Source organism: Burkholderia sp. AU31652 (assembly GCF_002223155.1).
Classification (GTDB): domain Bacteria; phylum Pseudomonadota; class Gammaproteobacteria; order Burkholderiales; family Burkholderiaceae; genus Burkholderia.
Window position 1 is genome coordinate 255,415 of sequence record NZ_NKFG01000004.1, and the last position, 17,936, is coordinate 273,350.

20 protein-coding genes and 1 tRNA gene are annotated in these 17,936 nt (G+C 68.1%); 10 read left to right on the forward strand and 11 right to left on the reverse strand.

Features of this window, described 5'->3' with window-relative positions; all coding sequences use genetic code 11:
* Positions 1-11: 11 nt before the first annotated feature.
* The 4 genes from cysD to CFB40_RS13555 form a co-directional block, all read right to left on the reverse strand.
* On the reverse strand, positions 12-974 hold the full coding sequence (gene cysD, locus CFB40_RS13540) for a sulfate adenylyltransferase subunit CysD (protein ID WP_034192618.1): 963 nt from the start codon (positions 972-974) through the stop codon (positions 12-14).
* A 76-nt stretch (positions 975-1,050) separates the two neighbouring features.
* A complete protein-coding gene (locus CFB40_RS13545; protein WP_089426125.1) occupies positions 1,051-1,803 on the reverse strand; it encodes a phosphoadenylyl-sulfate reductase in 753 nt (250 codons plus the stop codon).
* Entirely contained in the window at positions 1,800-2,342 is a 543-nt protein-coding gene (locus CFB40_RS13550) for a DUF934 domain-containing protein (protein WP_089426126.1), read from the reverse strand. The genes CFB40_RS13545 and CFB40_RS13550 overlap by 4 nt, the downstream gene beginning before the upstream one ends.
* 25 nt (positions 2,343-2,367) lie before the next feature.
* On the reverse strand, positions 2,368-4,047 hold the full coding sequence (locus CFB40_RS13555) for a nitrite/sulfite reductase (RefSeq protein ID WP_089426127.1): 1,680 nt from the start codon (positions 4,045-4,047) through the stop codon (positions 2,368-2,370).
* Between the two features lie 216 nt (positions 4,048-4,263).
* Between CFB40_RS13555 and CFB40_RS13560 the strand changes: the two genes are divergently transcribed.
* From CFB40_RS13560 to CFB40_RS38640, 4 genes are all read left to right on the forward strand, one after another.
* Positions 4,264-5,205 carry a CysB family HTH-type transcriptional regulator gene (locus tag CFB40_RS13560; protein ID WP_046544612.1) on the forward strand — a complete coding sequence of 314 codons (942 nt, stop codon included), beginning with the start codon at positions 4,264-4,266 and terminating at the stop codon, positions 5,203-5,205.
* A 64-nt stretch (positions 5,206-5,269) separates the two neighbouring features.
* Positions 5,270-6,427, forward strand: coding sequence for an ABC transporter substrate-binding protein (locus tag CFB40_RS13565; RefSeq protein ID WP_089426128.1), 1,158 nt, complete (start codon positions 5,270-5,272; stop codon positions 6,425-6,427).
* Between the two features lie 96 nt (positions 6,428-6,523).
* A tRNA-Leu gene (locus CFB40_RS13570) sits at positions 6,524-6,608 on the forward strand.
* 147 nt (positions 6,609-6,755) lie between these two features.
* Complete coding sequence (locus CFB40_RS38640; protein WP_179255068.1) at positions 6,756-6,923, forward strand: hypothetical protein; 168 nt, start codon at positions 6,756-6,758, stop codon at positions 6,921-6,923.
* 44 nt (positions 6,924-6,967) lie between these two features.
* On the opposite strand, the gene CFB40_RS13575 is transcribed toward CFB40_RS38640, so the two are convergent.
* Positions 6,968-7,870, reverse strand: a complete 903-nt coding sequence (locus CFB40_RS13575) for a LysR family transcriptional regulator (protein WP_089431586.1) — start codon at positions 7,868-7,870, stop codon at positions 6,968-6,970.
* A 117-nt stretch (positions 7,871-7,987) separates the two neighbouring features.
* Between CFB40_RS13575 and CFB40_RS13580 the strand changes: the two genes are divergently transcribed.
* Positions 7,988-8,725, forward strand: coding sequence for an SDR family oxidoreductase (locus CFB40_RS13580; protein ID WP_089431587.1), 738 nt, complete (start codon positions 7,988-7,990; stop codon positions 8,723-8,725).
* A gap of 40 nt (positions 8,726-8,765) precedes the next feature.
* A complete protein-coding gene (locus CFB40_RS13585; protein ID WP_089426131.1) occupies positions 8,766-9,665 on the forward strand; it encodes an SDR family oxidoreductase in 900 nt (299 codons plus the stop codon).
* A 30-nt stretch (positions 9,666-9,695) separates the two neighbouring features.
* Here CFB40_RS13585 and CFB40_RS13590 read toward each other — a convergent pair whose 3' ends face one another.
* Entirely contained in the window at positions 9,696-10,586 is an 891-nt protein-coding gene (locus CFB40_RS13590) for an alpha/beta fold hydrolase (protein ID WP_089431588.1), read from the reverse strand.
* 106 nt (positions 10,587-10,692) lie between these two features.
* Here CFB40_RS13590 and CFB40_RS13595 point away from each other — a divergent pair, with 106 nt between their 5' ends.
* A complete protein-coding gene (locus tag CFB40_RS13595) occupies positions 10,693-11,589 on the forward strand; it encodes a LysR family transcriptional regulator (protein WP_089431589.1) in 897 nt (298 codons plus the stop codon).
* Positions 11,590-11,629: 40 nt separating this feature from the next.
* Here the strand turns inward: CFB40_RS13595 and CFB40_RS13600 are convergent, their stop codons facing one another.
* The 4 genes from CFB40_RS13600 to copC all read right to left on the reverse strand — a co-directional run bounded on the left by CFB40_RS13600 (position 11,630) and on the right by copC (position 14,629).
* A complete protein-coding gene (locus CFB40_RS13600) occupies positions 11,630-12,559 on the reverse strand; it encodes a LysR family transcriptional regulator (RefSeq protein ID WP_089431590.1) in 930 nt (309 codons plus the stop codon).
* Between the two features lie 166 nt (positions 12,560-12,725).
* Complete coding sequence (locus tag CFB40_RS13605; RefSeq protein WP_089431591.1) at positions 12,726-13,499, reverse strand: SDR family oxidoreductase; 774 nt, start codon at positions 13,497-13,499, stop codon at positions 12,726-12,728.
* A gap of 191 nt (positions 13,500-13,690) precedes the next feature.
* Positions 13,691-14,191 carry a DinB family protein gene (locus tag CFB40_RS13610; protein ID WP_089431592.1) on the reverse strand — a complete coding sequence of 167 codons (501 nt, stop codon included), beginning with the start codon at positions 14,189-14,191 and terminating at the stop codon, positions 13,691-13,693.
* A gap of 63 nt (positions 14,192-14,254) precedes the next feature.
* Positions 14,255-14,629: a copper homeostasis periplasmic binding protein CopC gene (gene copC, locus CFB40_RS13615; RefSeq protein WP_089431593.1), complete on the reverse strand. Its 375-nt coding sequence runs from the start codon at positions 14,627-14,629 to the stop codon at positions 14,255-14,257.
* A gap of 114 nt (positions 14,630-14,743) precedes the next feature.
* Between copC and CFB40_RS13620 the strand changes: the two genes are divergently transcribed.
* Entirely contained in the window at positions 14,744-15,460 is a 717-nt protein-coding gene (locus CFB40_RS13620) for a pseudouridine synthase (RefSeq protein WP_089431594.1), read from the forward strand.
* 108 nt (positions 15,461-15,568) lie between these two features.
* The gene (locus CFB40_RS13625) at positions 15,569-15,754 is read left to right on the forward strand and encodes a hypothetical protein (protein ID WP_089431595.1); all 186 of its coding nucleotides are present in this window, start codon (positions 15,569-15,571) and stop codon (positions 15,752-15,754) included.
* Here CFB40_RS13625 and CFB40_RS13630 read toward each other — a convergent pair.
* Positions 15,737-16,774, reverse strand: coding sequence for an NAD-dependent epimerase/dehydratase family protein (locus CFB40_RS13630; RefSeq protein WP_089431596.1), 1,038 nt, complete (start codon positions 16,772-16,774; stop codon positions 15,737-15,739). The two genes, CFB40_RS13625 and CFB40_RS13630, sit on opposite strands and share 18 nt — an antisense overlap.
* A gap of 107 nt (positions 16,775-16,881) precedes the next feature.
* Between CFB40_RS13630 and CFB40_RS13635 the strand changes: the two genes are divergently transcribed.
* Positions 16,882-17,913, forward strand: coding sequence for a CDP-6-deoxy-delta-3,4-glucoseen reductase (locus CFB40_RS13635; RefSeq protein ID WP_011352940.1), 1,032 nt, complete (start codon positions 16,882-16,884; stop codon positions 17,911-17,913).
* Positions 17,914-17,936 lie beyond the last annotated feature (23 nt).

Sequence of the window (17,936 nt, forward strand, 5' to 3'; positions counted from 1 at the left end):
CCTCGTGTGCTTCAGAAATAACCTTGCTTCTTGCGCTGTTCCATCGCGGCTTCGGAGGCCTGGTCGTCCATCCGGGTCGCGCCGCGCTCGGTGATCTCGGTCACCGCCGTCTCCGCGATGATCTTCTCGACGTCGTCCGCGTCGCTCTCGACCGGGCACGTGCAGGAAATGTCGCCGACCGTGCGGAAGCGCACCTGCGCGAGCTCGCTCGTCTCGCCGTCACGCATCGGCGTGAGCGGCGTGACGGGCACGAGCAGCCCGTTGCGGCGCACGATCTCGCGCTGATGCGCGTAATAGATCGACGGCAGTTCGAGGTTCTCGCGCGCGATGTACTGCCACACGTCGAGCTCGGTCCAGTTCGAGATCGGGAACACGCGCAGGTGCTCGCCCTTGTGCAGGCGGGCGTTGTACAGGCTCCACAGTTCCGGGCGCTGCGCCTTCGGATCCCACTGGCCGAATTCGTCGCGGAACGAGAAGATGCGTTCCTTCGCACGCGCCTTCTCTTCGTCGCGGCGCGCGCCGCCGATCAGCGCCGTGTAGCCGTGCTGCTCGATCGTCTCGAGCAGCGTGACGGCCTGCGCGGCATTGCGCGAATCGGTTTCGCGGCGCAGCACGACCGTGCCGCGCTTGATCGAATCCTCGACGTGGCCGACGACCAGCTCCGCGCCCAGCTCCTGCGCGCGGCGATCGCGGAAGTCGATCACTTCTTCGTAGTTGTGGCCCGTGTCGATGTGCACGAGCGGGAACGGCAGCGTCGTCTTGCGGTTCGCGCCGAGGCCGAACGCTTTCAGCGCCAGATGCAGCACGACGACCGAATCCTTGCCGCCCGAGAACAACAGCGCCGGCTTGCTGCATTCGGCGACCAGTTCGCGCAGGATGTGGATCGACTCGGCTTCGAGCCAGTCGAGGTGGCCCATGCGGTTGTCGGCACCGGCGGGCGGGGCAAAGGCGGATTGCTCGAGCGTCGTGCTCATGATTTCAGTCCTTCTCTTCTGGGTTCGTGCCGCCCGCTGTCGCAGGCGGCGCAATATTCAGTTTCTTGTCAGGCTTTCAGCGCGTGGCGCCGGCAACGGCGTCCGCGGGAATCGGCGTGATCGTCGTGATGTGCAAGCCGCATTCCTTCGTATCGCGCGACTCCCACCACCAGCGGCCCGCGCGGCTGTCTTCGCCGGGACGGATCGCCCGCGTACACGGCTCGCAGCCGATGCTCGGGTAGCCGCGCGCATGCAGCGGGTTGACCGGCACGTCAAACGCCTTAAGGTACGCCCACACGTCGCTTTCCGTCCAGTCGGCGAGCGGGTTGTACTTCGCGATCCCGCGCGCTTCGTCCTGCTCTTCCTCGTGCAGTTCGGCACGCGTGACCGACTGCTCGCGGCGCTGGCCCGTGACCCATGCGCCGACGTCGGCGAGCGCGCGATTCAGCGGCTCGACCTTGCGGATGTGGCAGCACGACTTGCGCAGCTCGACGCTCTCGTAGAACGCGTTCAGGCCGTGCTCGGCGACGTACTGGTCGACCGCGTCCTGCTGCGGATGGAACTGCTCGATCTCGTAGCCGTAGCGCTCGCGCACGCGGTCGATCATGCCGAGCGTTTCCGCGTGCAGGCGGCCCGTGTTCAGCGAGAAGATGCCGATCCGCACACCCTTCGACAGGATCGCATGCGTCAGCAGCATGTCTTCCGCCGCGAGGCTGCTCGCGAACTTCACCTTCTCGTGACGGGCACCGATCTGCGCGAGCAGCGCATCGAGGCGCTCGACCTTCGCGGCGAGTTCCGGCGTCAGCGCGGTGGCGGTCGTGGTGCTCATGCGCTCACCTTCGCGTCGGGCGTCGCGCCGCGGCGGCGGAACAGCGGTTCGGGCTGGTCGAACGCGCCCTGGTAACGCTGCGTGAATTCCGTGAACGCATTCAGCGCGTCGTGGATGTCCTTGTCGGCGCGCACCGCGTATGCGTCGAAGCCGCAACGCGACATGTACAACAGCTGGTCGCGCAGCACGTCGCCGATCGCGCGCAGCTCGCCCGTCCAGCCGTGGCGCTCGCGCAGCAGGCGCGCGATGCTGTAGCCGCGGCCGTCCGCGAAGCGCGGGAAGTCGACCGCGATCAGCGAAATCGCGCCGAAATCGGCCACGAGATCGGCCGGCTCGCTGTCCGGTGCGAGCCACACGCCGAGCTCGTCCTTCGTCTTCGCGGCAACGAGCGCCGCGCGCTCGGCCTGCCACAATGCGAACGGCACCAGCACCTTGCCGGCCGGCAACGCGTCGACCGCGGGCAGTGCACCGTCTTCCGCCGCGCGCACGACCTGCCATGCATCGTCGATCACTGCGCGGTTCTTGATAATCGAAGCCATCTGCTAATTCCTTCTACCCGGTTGGTTACGCGTTCACTGCCTGGCGCGCCGCATACACGCGCTCCTTGAACGGCGCGATGCCGATGCGATCGTACGTGTCGACGAAGCGCTCGCCGTCGATGCGCGATTCGACGAACGTGTCGATCAGCTTCGCGATCACGCCGGGCACTTCCTCCGCCGAGAACGACGGCCCGATCACGCGGCCGAGGCGCGCGCCGTTCCGGCCCGTGCCCTGCTCGCCGCCGAGCGACACCTGGTACCACTCGGCGCCGTCCTTGTCGACGCCGAGGATGCCGATGTTGCCGACGTGATGGTGACCGCACGAGTTCATGCAACCGGAAATGTTCAGCGACAGGTCGCCGAGGTCGTACACATAGTCGAGATCGTCGAAACGCTGCTGGATCGCCAGCGCGATCGGGATCGACTTCGCGTTCGCGAGCGAGCAGAAGTCGCCGCCCGGGCACGCGATGATGTCGGTCAGCAGGCCGATGTTCGGCGTCGCGAAACCGGCTGCCTTCGCCTTTTCCCACAGGGCGAACAGGTCGCGTTTCTTCACGTTCGCGAGAATCAGGTTCTGCTCGTGCGACACGCGCAGCTCGCCGAACGAGTAAGCGTCGGCCCAGTCGGCCACCAGATCCATCTGCTGGTCGGTCGCGTCACCCGGCGCGATACGGTGATCCTTCAGCGACAGCGTGACGGCGGCATAGCCGGCCACCTTGTGCGGGGCAACGTTACGCTCGACCCAGCGCGCGAACGCCTTGTTCTCGAGCAGGTGCTGTTCGAACGACGCGTCGGTGTCGGCCAGCTTCTCGTAGACGGGCGGCTGGAAGTACTGCGACACGCGGTCGACTTCCGCCTGCGTGAGCGTCGACGGGCCGTCCTTCAGGTGCTGCCACTCTTCCTCGACCTGCTGCGCGAACTTCGCGGGCGACAACGCCTTCACGAGGATCTTGATGCGCGCCTTGTAGAGGTTGTCGCGGCGGCCGTAACGGTTGTACACGCGCAGCACGGCTTCGCAATAGGTGAGCAGGTGCTGCCACGGCAGGTCTTCCTTGATCACCGCGCCGATGATCGGCGTACGGCCGAGGCCGCCGCCCGCGAGGATGCTCGCGACCACTTCGCCCTGCGCGTTCTTCTTCAGGTACACGCCGAGGTCGTGGATCTGCACGGCCGCACGGTCGTCCTTCGAGCCCGACACCGCGATCTTGAACTTGCGCGGCAGCCATGCGAATTCGGGATGGAACGTCGACCACTGGCGCAGGATTTCCGACCACGGACGCGGATCGATCTCTTCGTCCTGCGCGACACCGGCGAACTGGTCGGCCGTGATGTTGCGGATGCAGTTGCCCGACGTCTGGATGCCGTGCATCTGCACCGACGCGAGCTTCGCGAGGATCTCGGGCGTTTCTTCCAGCTTGATCCAGTTGAACTGGATGTTCGAGCGGGTCGAGAAGTGACCGTAGCCGCGGTCGTGTTCGCGGGCGATGCGCGCCAGCATCCGGAGCTGATCGCTGCGCAGGTTGCCGTACGGAATCGCGATGCGGTGCATGTACGCGTGGCGCTGCATGTACAGGCCGTTCTGCAGGCGCAGCGGGCGGAACTCTTCCTCGCTCAACTCGCCCGACAGCCGGCGGCGCACCTGATCGCGGTACTGCGCGACACGCTCGTCGACGATCGTCTGGTCGTATTGGTCGTACTGATACATTCGGGGACCCCAGGGTTTTCGTGGTGACCGCGCGACGTCCTAGCCACGTCGCGCCCGAATCTCCGTTCCGCCGCTATCGCCGGCCTTCCGCTGCCCGGCTGGATTGCTAATGACGAAAACAGATATCCATATTTGAAAAACTCCGGTGAATCGTAATAAACTCGCCTTATATTTCAAACGACTAAAAAATTCTGTTGATATGCGGAAGGGTTATAAATGAACCTGCACCAATTTCGCTTCGTGCGCGAGGCCGTCCGGCAGAATTTCAATCTCACCGAGGCCGCCAAGGCGCTCTACACGTCGCAACCGGGGGTATCGAAGGCGATCATCGAGCTCGAGGACGAGCTCGGCGTGGAGATCTTCACGCGGCACGGCAAGCGCGTGCGCTCGCTCACCGAGCCGGGCCGGATCATCCTCGCGTCGGTCGAGCGGATTCTCCAGGAGGTTGAAAGCCTTAAAAGGGTCGGAAAAGATTATGCAGCCCAGGATCAGGGCAACCTGACCATCGCCGCGACCCACACGCAGGCCCGCTACTCGCTGCCGGCCGCGATCGCCGAGTTCAAGAAGCGCTTCCCGAAAGTGCACCTGTCGATCCTGCAGGGCAGCCCGACGCAGGTGGCCGAGATGGTGATCCACGACCAGGCCGATCTCGCGATCGCCACCGAGGCGATCTCTGACTATAAAGAACTCGTGTCGCTGCCCTGCTTCCAGTGGCACCACGCGGCCGTCGTGCCGGCCGACCACCCGCTGCTCGAACGCAAGCCGGTCACCCTCGACGATCTCGCCCAGTACCCGCTGATCACGTACGACGATGCGTTCGCGGGCCGCAAGAAGATCAACCATGCGTTCGCGCTGCGCGGGCTGTCGCCGGACATCGTGCTCGAGGCGATCGACGCCGACGTGATCAAGACCTACGTCGAACTCGGCCTCGGCGTCGGCATCATGGCCGACATCGCGTTCAATCCCGAGCGTGACCGCAGCCTGCGGCTGATCCCGGTCGGCCACCTGTTCGGCAGCAACGTGACGCGCGTCGCGCTCAAGCAGGGCGCCTACCTGCGCAGCTATGTGTATACGCTGGTCGAGCTGCTGTCGCCGACGCTGAACCGCAAGCTGATCGAGCAGGCGCTCAAGGGCGAATCCGAATCGTACGAACTCTGAGCGGCGTGTATAACCACGGGGGCGCACATCGCGCCCCTTTTTGCTGCCCGACGGAGAATTCCGCATGACGCTTCTCGCCCTGTTGCGCCGCGCTGCCGGCGCCGCTCTCGTACTGGCCAGCGCCGCCGCGCATGCCGACCTGAAGGTCGGCGTCGACCTGTCGTCGACCGGCCCGGCCGCCGCGATCGGCATCACGAGCAAGAACGCGATCCTGATGTGGCCGAAGACGATCGCCGGGCAACCCGTGCAGGTGACGGTGCTCGACGATGCGTCCGACCCGGGCACCGCGGTGCGCAACATCCGAAAGCTGGTCGACGAGGATCACGTCGACGTGGTGGTCGGGCCGAACATCACGCCGGCCGCGCTCGCGGCGCTCGATGCGGTGGCCGCCGGGCAGACGCCGATGATCACGCTGGTCGGCTCCGGCGCGATCGTCGAGCCGCAGGAAGGCGCGCGGACCTGGGCGTTCAAGATGGCGCAGAGCGACCGCGCGATGGCCGACGTGATGACGCGCCATATGGCGAACCACGGCGTGAAGACGGTCGGCTTCATCGGCTTCGCCGACAGCTACGGCGATAGCTGGCTGAACGAGTTCACGCGCTTCGCGGACCTGCGCAAGATCCGCGTCATCGCGACCGAGCGCTTCAACCGCACCGACGCGAGCGTCACGGGCCAGGCATTGAAGCTGATCGCGGCGAAACCCGACGCGATCCTGATCGCGGGCTCGGGCACGCCGGCCGTGCTGCCGCAGCGCACGCTGATCGAGCGCGGCTACAAGGGCCCGGTCTACCAGACCCACGGGATCGCGACACCGGAATTCATCAAGCTGGGCGGCAAGGATGTCGACGGGACGCTGTTCCCGACCCAGCCGGTGGTCGTCGCGCGCACGCTACCGGCCGATCATCCGTCCCGCAAGGCCGCGCTCGCGTTCGTCGACGCGTACGAAGCGAAGTACGGTGCCGGCACGGTCACGCAGTTCGCGGGCGACGCGGCGGGCGTCTACCCGCGCCTCGCCGACGCGGTCGGCCGCGCGCTGAAGGCCGCGCAACCCGGCACGCCCGCGTTCCGCGCGGCGCTGCGGCGCGAGCTGGAACGTGCGCACGAGCTGGTCGTGCCGAACGGTGTCGTCAACACGAGCGACAAGGATCATGTGGGACTCGACCAGCGCGCGAGCGTGATGGGGATCGTCAAGCAGGGCCGGTTCGTCTACCTCAGTCAGTGACTTGGGCGGCCCGCAACCGGGCAGCTTGCCCGGCGGCAGGATTTCGGACATAATCCGCGTTTCGCCGCGCACCATCGCATGCGCGGCCAGGATCAAGCCCAGGTGGTGAAATTGGTAGACGCAGGGGACTCAAAATCCCCCGCCGCAAGGCGTGCCGGTTCGATTCCGGCCCTGGGCACCAGCATTCTCGCAGCGTGACGCGCTGCGCCTCCCGAAACCCGCGCAAGCTCGCCGCTTCGCGGGTTTTTTGTTTTTGCCGCCCGCGCCGCAACGCGCGCCCCGCGCAACAGTCCAAGCGGCATGAGGATGCGCGGCACGGAGGCACGCCATGTCCATGCGCACGATTTCATCCCCGCTCCGCCGCCGCGTGCTCGCCGCGGTGCTGTCGCTCATGCTGGCCGGCTGCGATGTACTGACCGCGCCGCCGGTGCCCGACTGGCCGGGCCCGCACGCGCCCTACCCGTTCCCGGACAATATTCCGCATCGCACCGAATGAGTGGACCGGAAGGCCACCGTCGGCACGTCGAGCCGAGCTCAGGCTCAAACCATCAACGCCCGCACGAAGTCGAGAAACACGCGCACCTTCGCGGAAACGAGGTTGGACGCGTGGTGATACGCGTAGAGCGGAAACGTCTCGTCCGCCCATTCCGGCAGCAGCAGCACCAGCCGCCCGTCGGCAAGGATGTCGCGCGCATAGAGTTCCAGCAGCTGGGCAATCCCCGCGCCGCCCAGGCACGCGCCGAGCAGCATGCCCGTATCGTTGACCATCAGCCGGCCGGCGGCATCGAACGGCATCACCTCCTTGCCGCGATGGAATTCCCATTCGAACGGCCGCCCCGTCACCGGGTCGCGGATCAGCACGCAGCGATGCCCGCTCGCGAGATCCCGCGGGTGCCGCGGTTCGCCGTGGCGCGCGACATAGGCCGCCGACGCGCAGGTCAGCACGCGCGTTTCCAGCAGCAGCCGCGCACGGTATGACGATGGTTCCGGAATGCCGAACCGCACCGCCACGTCGAACCCGTCGGCGACGAGGTCACCCATCCGGTCGCGCACGCTGATCTCGACGGACAGGTCGGGAAAGCGGTCGAGAAACTCGGCCATCTTCGGCGCCAGCACGTAGTGGCCGAACGTCGCGTCGACGTTGACGCGCAGCCGCCCCCTGACACGCGCCTTCGACTGGCCGGCGTCGATCGCCGCGTCCTCGATGCCGGCCAGCAGCGGCGCGACCGCTTCATAGAAACGCCGCCCTTCGTCGGTCAGCGTGATCGCACGGGCCGTGCGGTTGAAGATCCGGATGCCGACGCGCTCCTCCAGCCGGGCGACGGCACGGCTCACCGCCGGCTGCGTCAACCCCATCGCCTCGCCGGCGCGCGCGAAGGTGCCGGCCTCGATCACCGCCGAGAGCACGCCGATCCCGCTCAAAAGCCTGCTGTCGAATGCCATGAGACGTACTTTCAGTCATTCTTGATCTGATCATTATTCATTATTTTTATTGATCGAGGGAGCCTACATTAGTCCTGTCGCCGGATCGCACGGCACTCACGAACCAAGGAGCAGGACATGAGCACATCGGAACAGGTCGCCCTCGTCACGGGCTCGTCGCGCGGCATCGGTGCGGAAATCGCCCGCCGCCTCGCCCGCGACGGTTTCAGGGTCGTCGTGAACTATGCCGGCGGCGCCGGCCCCGCGCAGGAAGTGGTCGACGCGATCGTCGCCGGCGGCGGCACGGCCGTCGCGGTGCAGGCGGACGTCGCCGATCCGGCCGCGGTGGCCGCGCTGTTCGACACGGCCGAGCAGGCATTCGGCCGGATCGACGTCGTCGTCAACAGCGCCGGCGTGATGAAGCTCGCGCCCCTCGCCGAGTTCGACGACGCCGCGTTCGACCAGACCGTCGCGATCAACCTGAAGGGCGCGTTCAACGTCAGCCGCGAAGCAGCGAAGCGCGTGCGCGACGGCGGGCGCATCGTCAACCTGACCTCGAGCGTGATCGGCATGCGCCTGCCGACCTACGGCGTGTACATCGCGACCAAGGCCGCCGTCGAGGGCATGACGCAGGTGCTCGCGCAGGAGATGCGGGGCCGCGGCATCAGCGTGAACGCCGTCGCGCCCGGGCCGGTGGCGACCGAGCTGTTCCTGCAGGGCAAGAGCGCCGAACTCGTCGACCGGATGGCGAAGATGAACCCGCTGGAGCGGCTCGGCCAGCCCGCCGACATCGCCAGCGTCGTCGCGTTCCTCGCCGGCCCCGACGGCGCGTGGGTCAACGGCCAGGTCCTGCGTGCCAACGGCGGCATGTGCTGACCGGCCGCCTGCCACGCCCACCGCTTACCGGAGATCGATCATGAAGGAAGTCATTCTCGTCACGGGCGCGTCCAGCGGCTTCGGCCTGCTGACGGCCCAGGCGCTCGCCCGCGCCGGGCATACCGTCTACGCGTCGATGCGCGAAAGCACCGGCCGCAACGCGCCGCGCGTCGCCGCCATCGCCGCCTACGCGCAGGAACACGGCGTCGACCTGCGCACCGTCGAGCTCGACGTCGGCGACGACGCGTCCGTCGGCGCCGCCATCGATCGCGTGATCGCGGACAACGGCCGGCTCGACGTCATCGTCCACAACGCCGGCCACATGGTGTTCGGCCCGGCCGAAGCGTTCACGCCCGAGCAGATCGGCGAGCTCTACGACATCAACGTCGTGTCGACCCAGCGCGTCAACCGCGCGGCGCTGCCGCACCTGCGCCGCCAGGGGCGCGGGCTGCTCGTCTGGGTGTCGTCGTCGTCCGCGCGCGGCGGTACGCCGCCGTTCCTCGCGCCCTACTTCGCCGCGAAGGCCGCGATGGATTCGCTCGCGGTGTCCTACGCGGCCGAACTGGCACGCTGGGGGATCGAGACGTCGATCGTCGTGCCGGGCGCGTTCACCCAGGGCACGAATCACTTCGCCCACGCGGGCAAGCCGGCCGATGCAGGCGTTCAGGCCGCCTACGTCGACGGCCCCTATGCCGGCGTCGCCGAACAGGCGCTTCAAGGCCTCGCCGCGCTCGAACCGGCAGACGCCGATGCCGGCACCGTCGCGACAGCCATTGCCGACATCGTCGCCGCCCCGGCTGGCAAGCGCCCGTACCGCGTGTTCGTCGATCCGTCGCAGGACGGCGCGGAGGAGGTGTTCCGCGTCGGCGACCGGATTCGCCGCGAGATGTTCAGGAACATCGGCCTCGCCGACCTGCTCGCGGCCCGCGTCGGCGGCTGATCCACCGTGCGCCGGTCACGCCGGCGCGCGTCAGCCTGGCTCGCAGAACCCGAGGATCGCGTCGGCGATTGCCGCCGGCGCCTCGCGCTGCGGAAAGTGGCCGACACCGTCCAGCACCTGCCGCGCGTAGCGCCCCGCAAAGAACCGCTCGCGCCCGGCCGAGCTGTCCGGATGATTGCAGGTATCCGCGCCGCCGTGCAGCACGAGCGTCGGCAGCGCCAGCACCGGCGCGGGATTCAGCCGCGCATCGTCGTCGGCATAGACCGGCGTGCCCGGTGCGAATCCCCATCGATGCCGGTACGAATGCAGCACGACGTCGATCCAGTCGGGCCCGTCGAACGCGGCGGCGGCCGCGTCGAAATCGCTGTCGCGATACCAGCCCGGCGGCGACCACGTGTCCCACATCAGGCGGGCAAACGCGCGGCGATCGTCGCGCAACGCCTGCTCGCCGCGTGGCGTCGCCATGAACCAGTGATACCAGTAGTTTCGTGCCTGCTGCAGCGACAGCGGCTGCCCAGGATCGTTGGTGCCGTACCCGACCGACAGCATCACGAGATGCGATGCGGCGCCTTCGCGCAGCCCGCACGCGTTCGCGGCTGCCCGCGCGCCCCAGTCGTGCCCGACCAGCACGGGCCGCTCGATGCCGAGCGCATCGACGAAGTCGAGCAGGTCGCGCCCGAGCGCCGCGAGCTGGCCGCTGCGCGGCACGGATGCGTCGCGAAAGCGGGTCGGCGCAAAACCGCGCAGCGCGGGCGCGAGCACGCGGTAGCCGTGCGCGGCGAGCCTTGCGGCCACCGCGTCCCAGCCGACCGGGCTGTCCGGCCAGCCGTGCAGCAGCACGGCCACGCGCTCGCCGCGCGGGTTCCATTCGAAATAGGCAATGTCGAGCGACGCGGTCGTCGCATGCGCATAGGTCGTCATCGTGCACTCCGTTGGGTGGATCCGAGTGCACGATGGTAGGCCGGCCTTTCATCACGATTCACGGAGTATCATGGTTAATTCTTCGAATATCGCGTTGAATTGATCCATGGAACCGCCGACCGATCCCGCGTCGACCTCGCTCGACATCACGCTGCTGCGCACCTTCCTCGAAGTCGTCGACAGCCGCGGGTTCGCGCCGGCCGCGGAACGGCTCGCGCTGACGCCATCCGCCGTCAGCGGCCACATCAAGCGGCTCGAACAGGCGGCCGGCACGGTGCTGCTCGCGCGCACCACCCGTCGCATCGCGCTCACGCCGGCCGGCGACACGCTGTACGCGTACGCACGCAACATCGTCGACATGGAGCGCGAAGTGCGCGCAAGGCTGCGCGGCGCGCCGGCGCACGGCCCGCTGCGGGTCGGCGCATCGGAGGATTTTGCGGGTGCGTGGCTGCCGCACGTGCTGCGCACGTTCCGCGACCGCCACCCGCGCACGTCGATCGAGCTGAAGGTCGGGATCACCGCGTCGCTGCTGCGCGAGCAGACGCTCGGCCGGCTCGACGTCGTGTTCGGCAAGCAGTGCCGGCAGGTCGACACGCCGGGCGAACTGCTGTGGGAAGAACCGCTCGTGTGGGCGTTCGCGTCGGATCGCACGCTCGACGCCGGCGGCGACGTGCCGCTCGCGCTGTTTCCGCAGCCATGCGTCTATCGCGAAGCCGCCGTCGCGGCACTCGCCGCTGCACTGCGGCCGTTTCGCGTGCTGTTCGAGAGCAGCAGCATGGCCGGCTGCGTGTCGGCCGCGCTAGCGGGCTTCGCGGTCACCGCGCTGGCGCGCAGCCAGCTGCGCGACGGCCTGCGCGAATGCGGCCCGCAGGACGGCCTGCCGGCGCTGCCGGCCGCGCGTTTCTACGCGTTCGCGGCGAAACCGGACGGCGCCGCCGCCGCGTTGATCGACGCGGTGCGGGAAACCGGGCGCAGCCGGCAGTTCGCGGCGCTGCCCGGCTGAAACAGGCACGACGGCACGTGACGCGATCCGGCCGTGCCGGTCAGTCGCCCTCCGCGCCCTCCCCGCCATGCGTCAGCGCGCTCGCCATCAGTTCCCCGAACCATTCGATGAAGGCATTGAGCCGGCGCGAACGGTGACGCCGGTGCGGGTACACGGCCGACACGTCCATCGGTGCGGCGCGGTGGCCGGGCATCACGTCGACGAGTGCGCCGCTGTCGAGCAGATGCTGGACGTCGAAGCGCGGAATCTGGATCAGCCCCATCCCGGCGATGCAGCTGGCGATATAGGTTTCGGCATTGTTGACGATTACCCGGCTCGGCAGCATGAGCGTGTGCCGCTGGCCGTCCGTGCAGTATTCCCAGTCGAGTTCGCGCCCGGTCGTCGGCGACGCATAGCCGATCGCCCAGTGTCCGTGCGCGAGCGCATCCGGATGCTCGGGCACGCCGCATTCGCGCAGGTAGTCGGGGCTCGCGCAGTTGATCAGCGTGAACTGCCCGAGCGGCCGCACGACGAGGCTGCTGTCGGCAAGCCGCCCGACGCGGATCGCGCAGTCGACGCCCTCCTGCACCAGGTCGATCGAACGATCGGTCGAGCCGAGCGACAGTTGCAGCTTCGGATAACGGTGAAACAGCGACGGCAGCGCGGGCGCCACCATGCGGCGCGCGATCCGGCTCGGCACGTCGACGTTCAGCCGGCCGATCACGTCGCGGTCGCGGCGGCGGAACAGGCGGTCGAGTTCGTCGGCCTCCGCGAGCAGGCGCCGGCCGCGTTCGAGCAGCAGCGCGCCGTCGGCGGTCAGTTGCACCTGGCGTGTCGTGCGGTGCAAGAGGCGCGTGCCGAGCCCCGTTTCCAGTTGCTGGACGGCCGCCGACACGGTCGCGCGCGGCACGTCGAGCGCATGCGCGGCCTTGATGAAGCTGCCCATCTCGGCAACCTGCAGGAAGATTCTGACCTGATCCAGCTTGTCCATCGGCAGGAAACGTAGGTTCGGACGAACGCCGCCGCCAGCCGTCGCGCGTCGCGGCCAGGTCCGGCGGCACAGAGAAAACGGGCACGCAGCCGCGAGGCCGCGCGCCCGTCCATTGTCCACGCAAACGCGCCATTGCGGTGCGCCGCGCGGCCCGTTGCCGGGCCGGTTACTTGGTCGTGTAGCCGCCGTTGATCAGGATCGTCTGGCCCGTGATCCACCAGCCGTCGGTGACGAGATGGCGGATGAACGGCACGACGTCCTCGATGTCGGTCAGGCCCGTCTTGCTGAACGGCGACAGCGCGGCCGCCGTCTTGTGATACGCGACCGCATCGGCGCCCTCGGCCGGATAGAAGAACGGCGTGTCCATCGGGCCCGGCCCGACGGCCGTCACCGAGATCCCGCGCGCACCGTACTCCTTCGACGCCGCGCGCGTGAAATGCTCGACCGGCGCCTTCGACCCTTCGTACGCCGCATAGAACGGCGTGAACGCGCCGAGCAGCGACGTCACGAGCGTGACGAGCTTGCCGTGATCCTCGAGGTGCCGCCCCGCTTCCTTGATGAAGAAGAATGCCGACTTGCTGTTGACCGCGAACATCTCGTCGTACTCGGCCTCGCCGATCTCGGTGAACGGCTTCTTCAGCACCTTGCCGACCGTGTTGATCGCGATGTCGATCTTGCCGAAGCGCTGCTTCGCGTCGTCGAACAGCTTCTCGACCGCGGCGGCCGTCGTCAGGTCGCCCTGGAACGTAGCCGCTTCCGCGCCGGCCGCACGCACCGCGGCGGCCGTCTCCTCGGCCTGCGCCTGCGACGCGGCGCTGTTGTAGTGAATCGCCACGGCCTTCGCACCGTGGCTCGCCAGATCCCGCGCGATCAGGCCGCCGAGATTCTTTGCGCCGCCTGCGATCAGGACGACCTTGTCTGCGAGCGTATGAGTTGCCACGGTTGACTCCCTTTCTCGTTGAACGAAGCTTGGAGTGTAGGCACGCGCGACGCGCCGGTCAGCCGGGCAACGCTGGATGGATTATCCAGAAAAACGATCCAATCGAAGCGCGGCAGTGCAGCCTGCCGCACCGACAACCGCGCCGGATCCGCCCTCGATTGATGGGCGCCGATGCCGAGGGCGGCGCCCGCTCAGCGCGCGTACAGCGTCGCGTCGATCTTGCCGAGCAGCCACTGCATGCCGGCCAGGTGCTGCTGGTCGTGGCTGCACAGGTAGTGGACGAGCCCGCGCACGGTCAACGAACCGTAGCCGTCGAATTCCCCGGTGCGCGCGAACTGTTCGGGCGTGAGGCGCGACACGAGGTCCAGCGTCTCGCGCCGCGCTTCGTGGATCGCCGCGAGCACGTCGGACGCATACGCATCGTTGTAGCGGCGCTCGATCGCGAGCGCGTCGCCGTCGATCGACACGAGCAGCGGCCGGTCTTCGTCGAGCATCCGCCGCAGCCGCACGTGATAGCCGTCGATCTCGATGTCGCGCACATGGCAGAGCTGCCCGAGCGGCGAAAAATGCTCGCTCGGCATCCCGGCCCAGTCGTCGGGCGTCCAGCGCGCGTAGCCGTCGGGGACGGCCGCGAAATGGGCTTCGAGCTGACGGGGGAAATCGGCGAGTGCGTCGAGCGTCGTCGGATTCATGCGGGACTCCCTGTCGGATAGGGGCGGCGGCAGCCCTGGCACGGGCCTGCCGTCGCCGTTGCGTCACTTCACGCTGAAGCCGTACGCGCCCTGCGTGCGGTGCCCGTCGGTCGCGACGGCCACCCATTTCACCGTATAGGCGCCGGTGCCGACCGCCGTGAGCGGCACCGACATCCGCTTGCGGTTCGACGCGTCGATGCGCGCGCGGCCGTCCGACACCGTCTTGCCGTCGCCATCGACGACGACGATCGAGCTGAACGCGGGTTCCAGCGGCTCGGTGAAGTCGATCGTGACGGCGGCCGGGGCGGCAGCCACCGACGCGCCCGCCGCCGGATCGCTCTTCGCGAGGTGCGCGTGCGCGAACGCGGCCGACGAGACGGTCGCCGCAACGATGACGGCAGCGGCGTGGCGGCCGAACGGGAACGAAGCAAAAGGCATGGACTTTCCGTGAAGAATGAACGGGCGCCGCGCCCCGCGCGGCGTACCGGCAGCTTACCAGCGCATGCGCGCTCATGCCGGTCGCGCGCCATCGCTTGATAGAATGCGCGCGCTATGGATCTCGAAAGCATTCTCTACACCCAGGGCTTCGGCTCGCGCCGCCAGTGCCGGGGCCTGATCGAAGCGGGCCGCGTCACCGTGGCGGGCGCCCGCGCGACCGACCCCGACGCCGCGTTCGATACCGACGGCCTCGTGTTCTCGGTCGACGATACGGCGTGGCCGTTCCACGCACGCGCCTATCTCGCGCTCAACAAGCCGGCCGGCTACGAGTGTTCGCGCGATCCGCAACACCATGCGAGCGTGTTCAGCCTGCTGCCTGCACCGCTCGTCGCGCGCGGCGTGCAGTGCGTCGGGCGTCTCGACCAGGACACGACGGGCCTGCTGCTGCTGTCCGACGACGGCCAGTTCGTGCACGCGTACACGTCGCCGAAACGCAAGGTGCCGAAAACCTATGTGGCAACCGTGCGCCACCCGCTCGACGACACGCAGCTGAACACGCTGCGCACCGGCGTGCTGTTGCACGGCGAGCCGAAGCCGATCGCGGCGGTCGCCGCCGACGCGCGCGACCCGCACGCGCTCGCGCTGACCGTGCTCGAAGGCAAGTATCACCAGGTCAAGCGGATGGTCGCGGCGGTGAGCAACCGCGTCGAGTTGCTGCACCGCGAAAGCATCGGCGGCTTCACGCTGCCGGGCGACCTCGCGCCCGGTGCCTGGCGATGGCTCGACGACGCCGACCTTTCGGCGCTGCGCAATACCGTCAAAACCCTGTAAGGGAAAATCCGCACGACCGTTCGACGCTCGACCGCATCTCGGCCGCATGTTCCCCCGCTATACTGAAATCACAAGCTGTAAGAGAACAGCGACGTAGGGGGAGGCATCATGAACAACCATACTTTCGAACTGTCGTCCGTGATGATCGCGTTCGCGGTCGTCGGTGTCATCGTGATCGGCGGGCTGCTGGCCGCGATGCACATGAAGCACAAATATCATCCGAACCTGATTGGCGCGCTGATCGGCGCGTTGCTGTGCTTCCTGCTGATCGAGGCGTTACCGGCGCTCACCTGACGCGCTGCCCGGCGCGAGCGTTTGAAGGAAATCGTCTACGGTCGGATAGCGCAACGTCACGCACAATTCGGCCTTGAGCCGTGCGTTGGACAGGCGCCGCGACTCGCGCATGAACGACAGCAGTGTCGGTTCGAGCTGACGCTCGGCGTCCGCGCGGCTGACGCGCGGCGGCCTCGGCAGGCCGAGCACCTGCGCGACCCGGTCGAAATACTCCCCCATCCGCAGTTCGCTGTCGTCCGACGCGTGCACGGCGCGCGTCGGCTTGCCGCGTTCGGCCGCACGGCGCAGGATCGCCGCGAGATCGTCCGCGTGGATGTGGTTCGTGTAGACGTCGTCGGCCGGCTCGAGCGCCGGCGTGCCGCGCTCGAGCCGTGCGACCGGCAGGCGGTTCGCCGCGTAGATCCCGGGAATCCGCACGATGCGCGCGGACAGCACGCCGCGCACCGTCGCCGCACGCAGTTGCCGCTCCGCCGACACGCGCCGGAACGCGCGCGGATTCGAGGGGCGCAGCGGCTGCGTTTCGTCGATGCGCGCGCCGCCGCAATCGCCGTAAACGCCCGTCGTACTGGCGTAGACGAGCCTCGGCGCACGAAGGGCGTCGGGTACAATACGCGCTGCCCGAACGGGCGCGCCGGCCTGCCGGGTAGCGGTGCGCAGGGTTCGGAGCCGGCCGACCGCCGAGGCCGGCGGCACCGGTGGCCGTCGCGCAGGCACGGTCGTTGCGGCGATCAGCGCACGGGTGCGCCGGTCGTCACGGCCATCGGACTGCGGCGGTGCGAGATGCAGGATCGTGCGGGCCAGACCCGCGAGGCGGCCAAGTGTCGCCCGGCGATCGAGGTCGCCGACGATCGGCGTTGCACCCGCGGCGCGCAGTTCGTCGCGGCGGGCCGGATGGCTCGTCAGCGCGAAGATCCGCAGGTTGCGGCGCGTGTCGCGCCATTGCGCGACGCAGCGCATGCCGACGTCGCCGCAGCCGACGATCAGTGCGCGCGGCCGGCGCAGGATTCGAGTCGCGATCATGTTGGTTGCGAAATCAGTAGCCACCGTTGCGCGACGCGCAACGGGTTTGCATTGTAGCTGCCGTGCCCGACATGCACGGTCCCCCCATTTTGTTCTAGTTTGGTTCTATGGCATTCAACGTCACTCTCAAGCAAAGCGGCCGGCAATTCCAGGTCGAGTCGGATGAAACCGTGCTGGCGGCCGCGCTGCGCCAGAACGTCCATCTGCCGTACGGCTGCAAGAACGGCGCGTGCGGCTCGTGCAAGGGCCAGATCGTGTCGGGCCAGATCGAACAGGGCCCGCACGCCGCGTCGGCGCTGTCCAACGACGAGCGCACGCGCGGCCTCGCGCTGCTGTGCTGCTCGAAGGCGCAGTGCGATCTCGAAATCGACGTGCGTGAAATCGCCGGCGTCGACGGCGTGCAGGTCAAGAAGCTGCCGTGCCGGATCGCCGCGCTCGAGCGCAAGGCCGACGACGTGATGGTCGTGAAGCTGCAACTGCCCGCCAACGAACGCCTGCAGTACCTCGCGGGCCAGTACGTCGAGTTCATCCTGAAGGACGGCTCGCGCCGCAGCTACTCGATGGCGAACGCGCCGCACGAGGAAGGCCCGGTCGAGCTGCACATCCGCCACATGCCGGGCGGCAAGTTCACCGACCACGTGTTCGGCGCGATGAAGGAGCGCGACATCCTGCGCTTCGAAGGCCCGCTCGGCACGTTCTTCCTGCGTGAAGACTCCGACAAGCCGATCGTGCTGCTCGCATCGGGCACCGGCTTCGCGCCGATCAAGGCGATCATCGAGCACGTGAAGCACACGGGCATCACGCGCCCGATGACGCTCTACTGGGGCGCGCGCCGCAAGAAGGACATCTACCTCGGCGAACTGGCCGAGCAGTGGGCACGCGAGATCCCGAATTTCAAGTACGTGCCGGTGCTCTCCGAGCCGGACGCCGGCGATCAGTGGACGGGCCGCACCGGCTTCGTCCACCGCGCGGTGATCGAGGATCTGCCCGACCTGTCGGGCCACCAGGTGTACGCGTGCGGCGCGCCGGTGATGGTCGAATCCGCGCAGCGCGACTTCACGCAGCACCACGCGCTGCCGGCCGACGAGTTCTACGCGGACTCGTTCACGAGCGCCGCCGATCTCGCGCATCCGGTCTGAGGCCCGCGCACCCGCGTACGGTA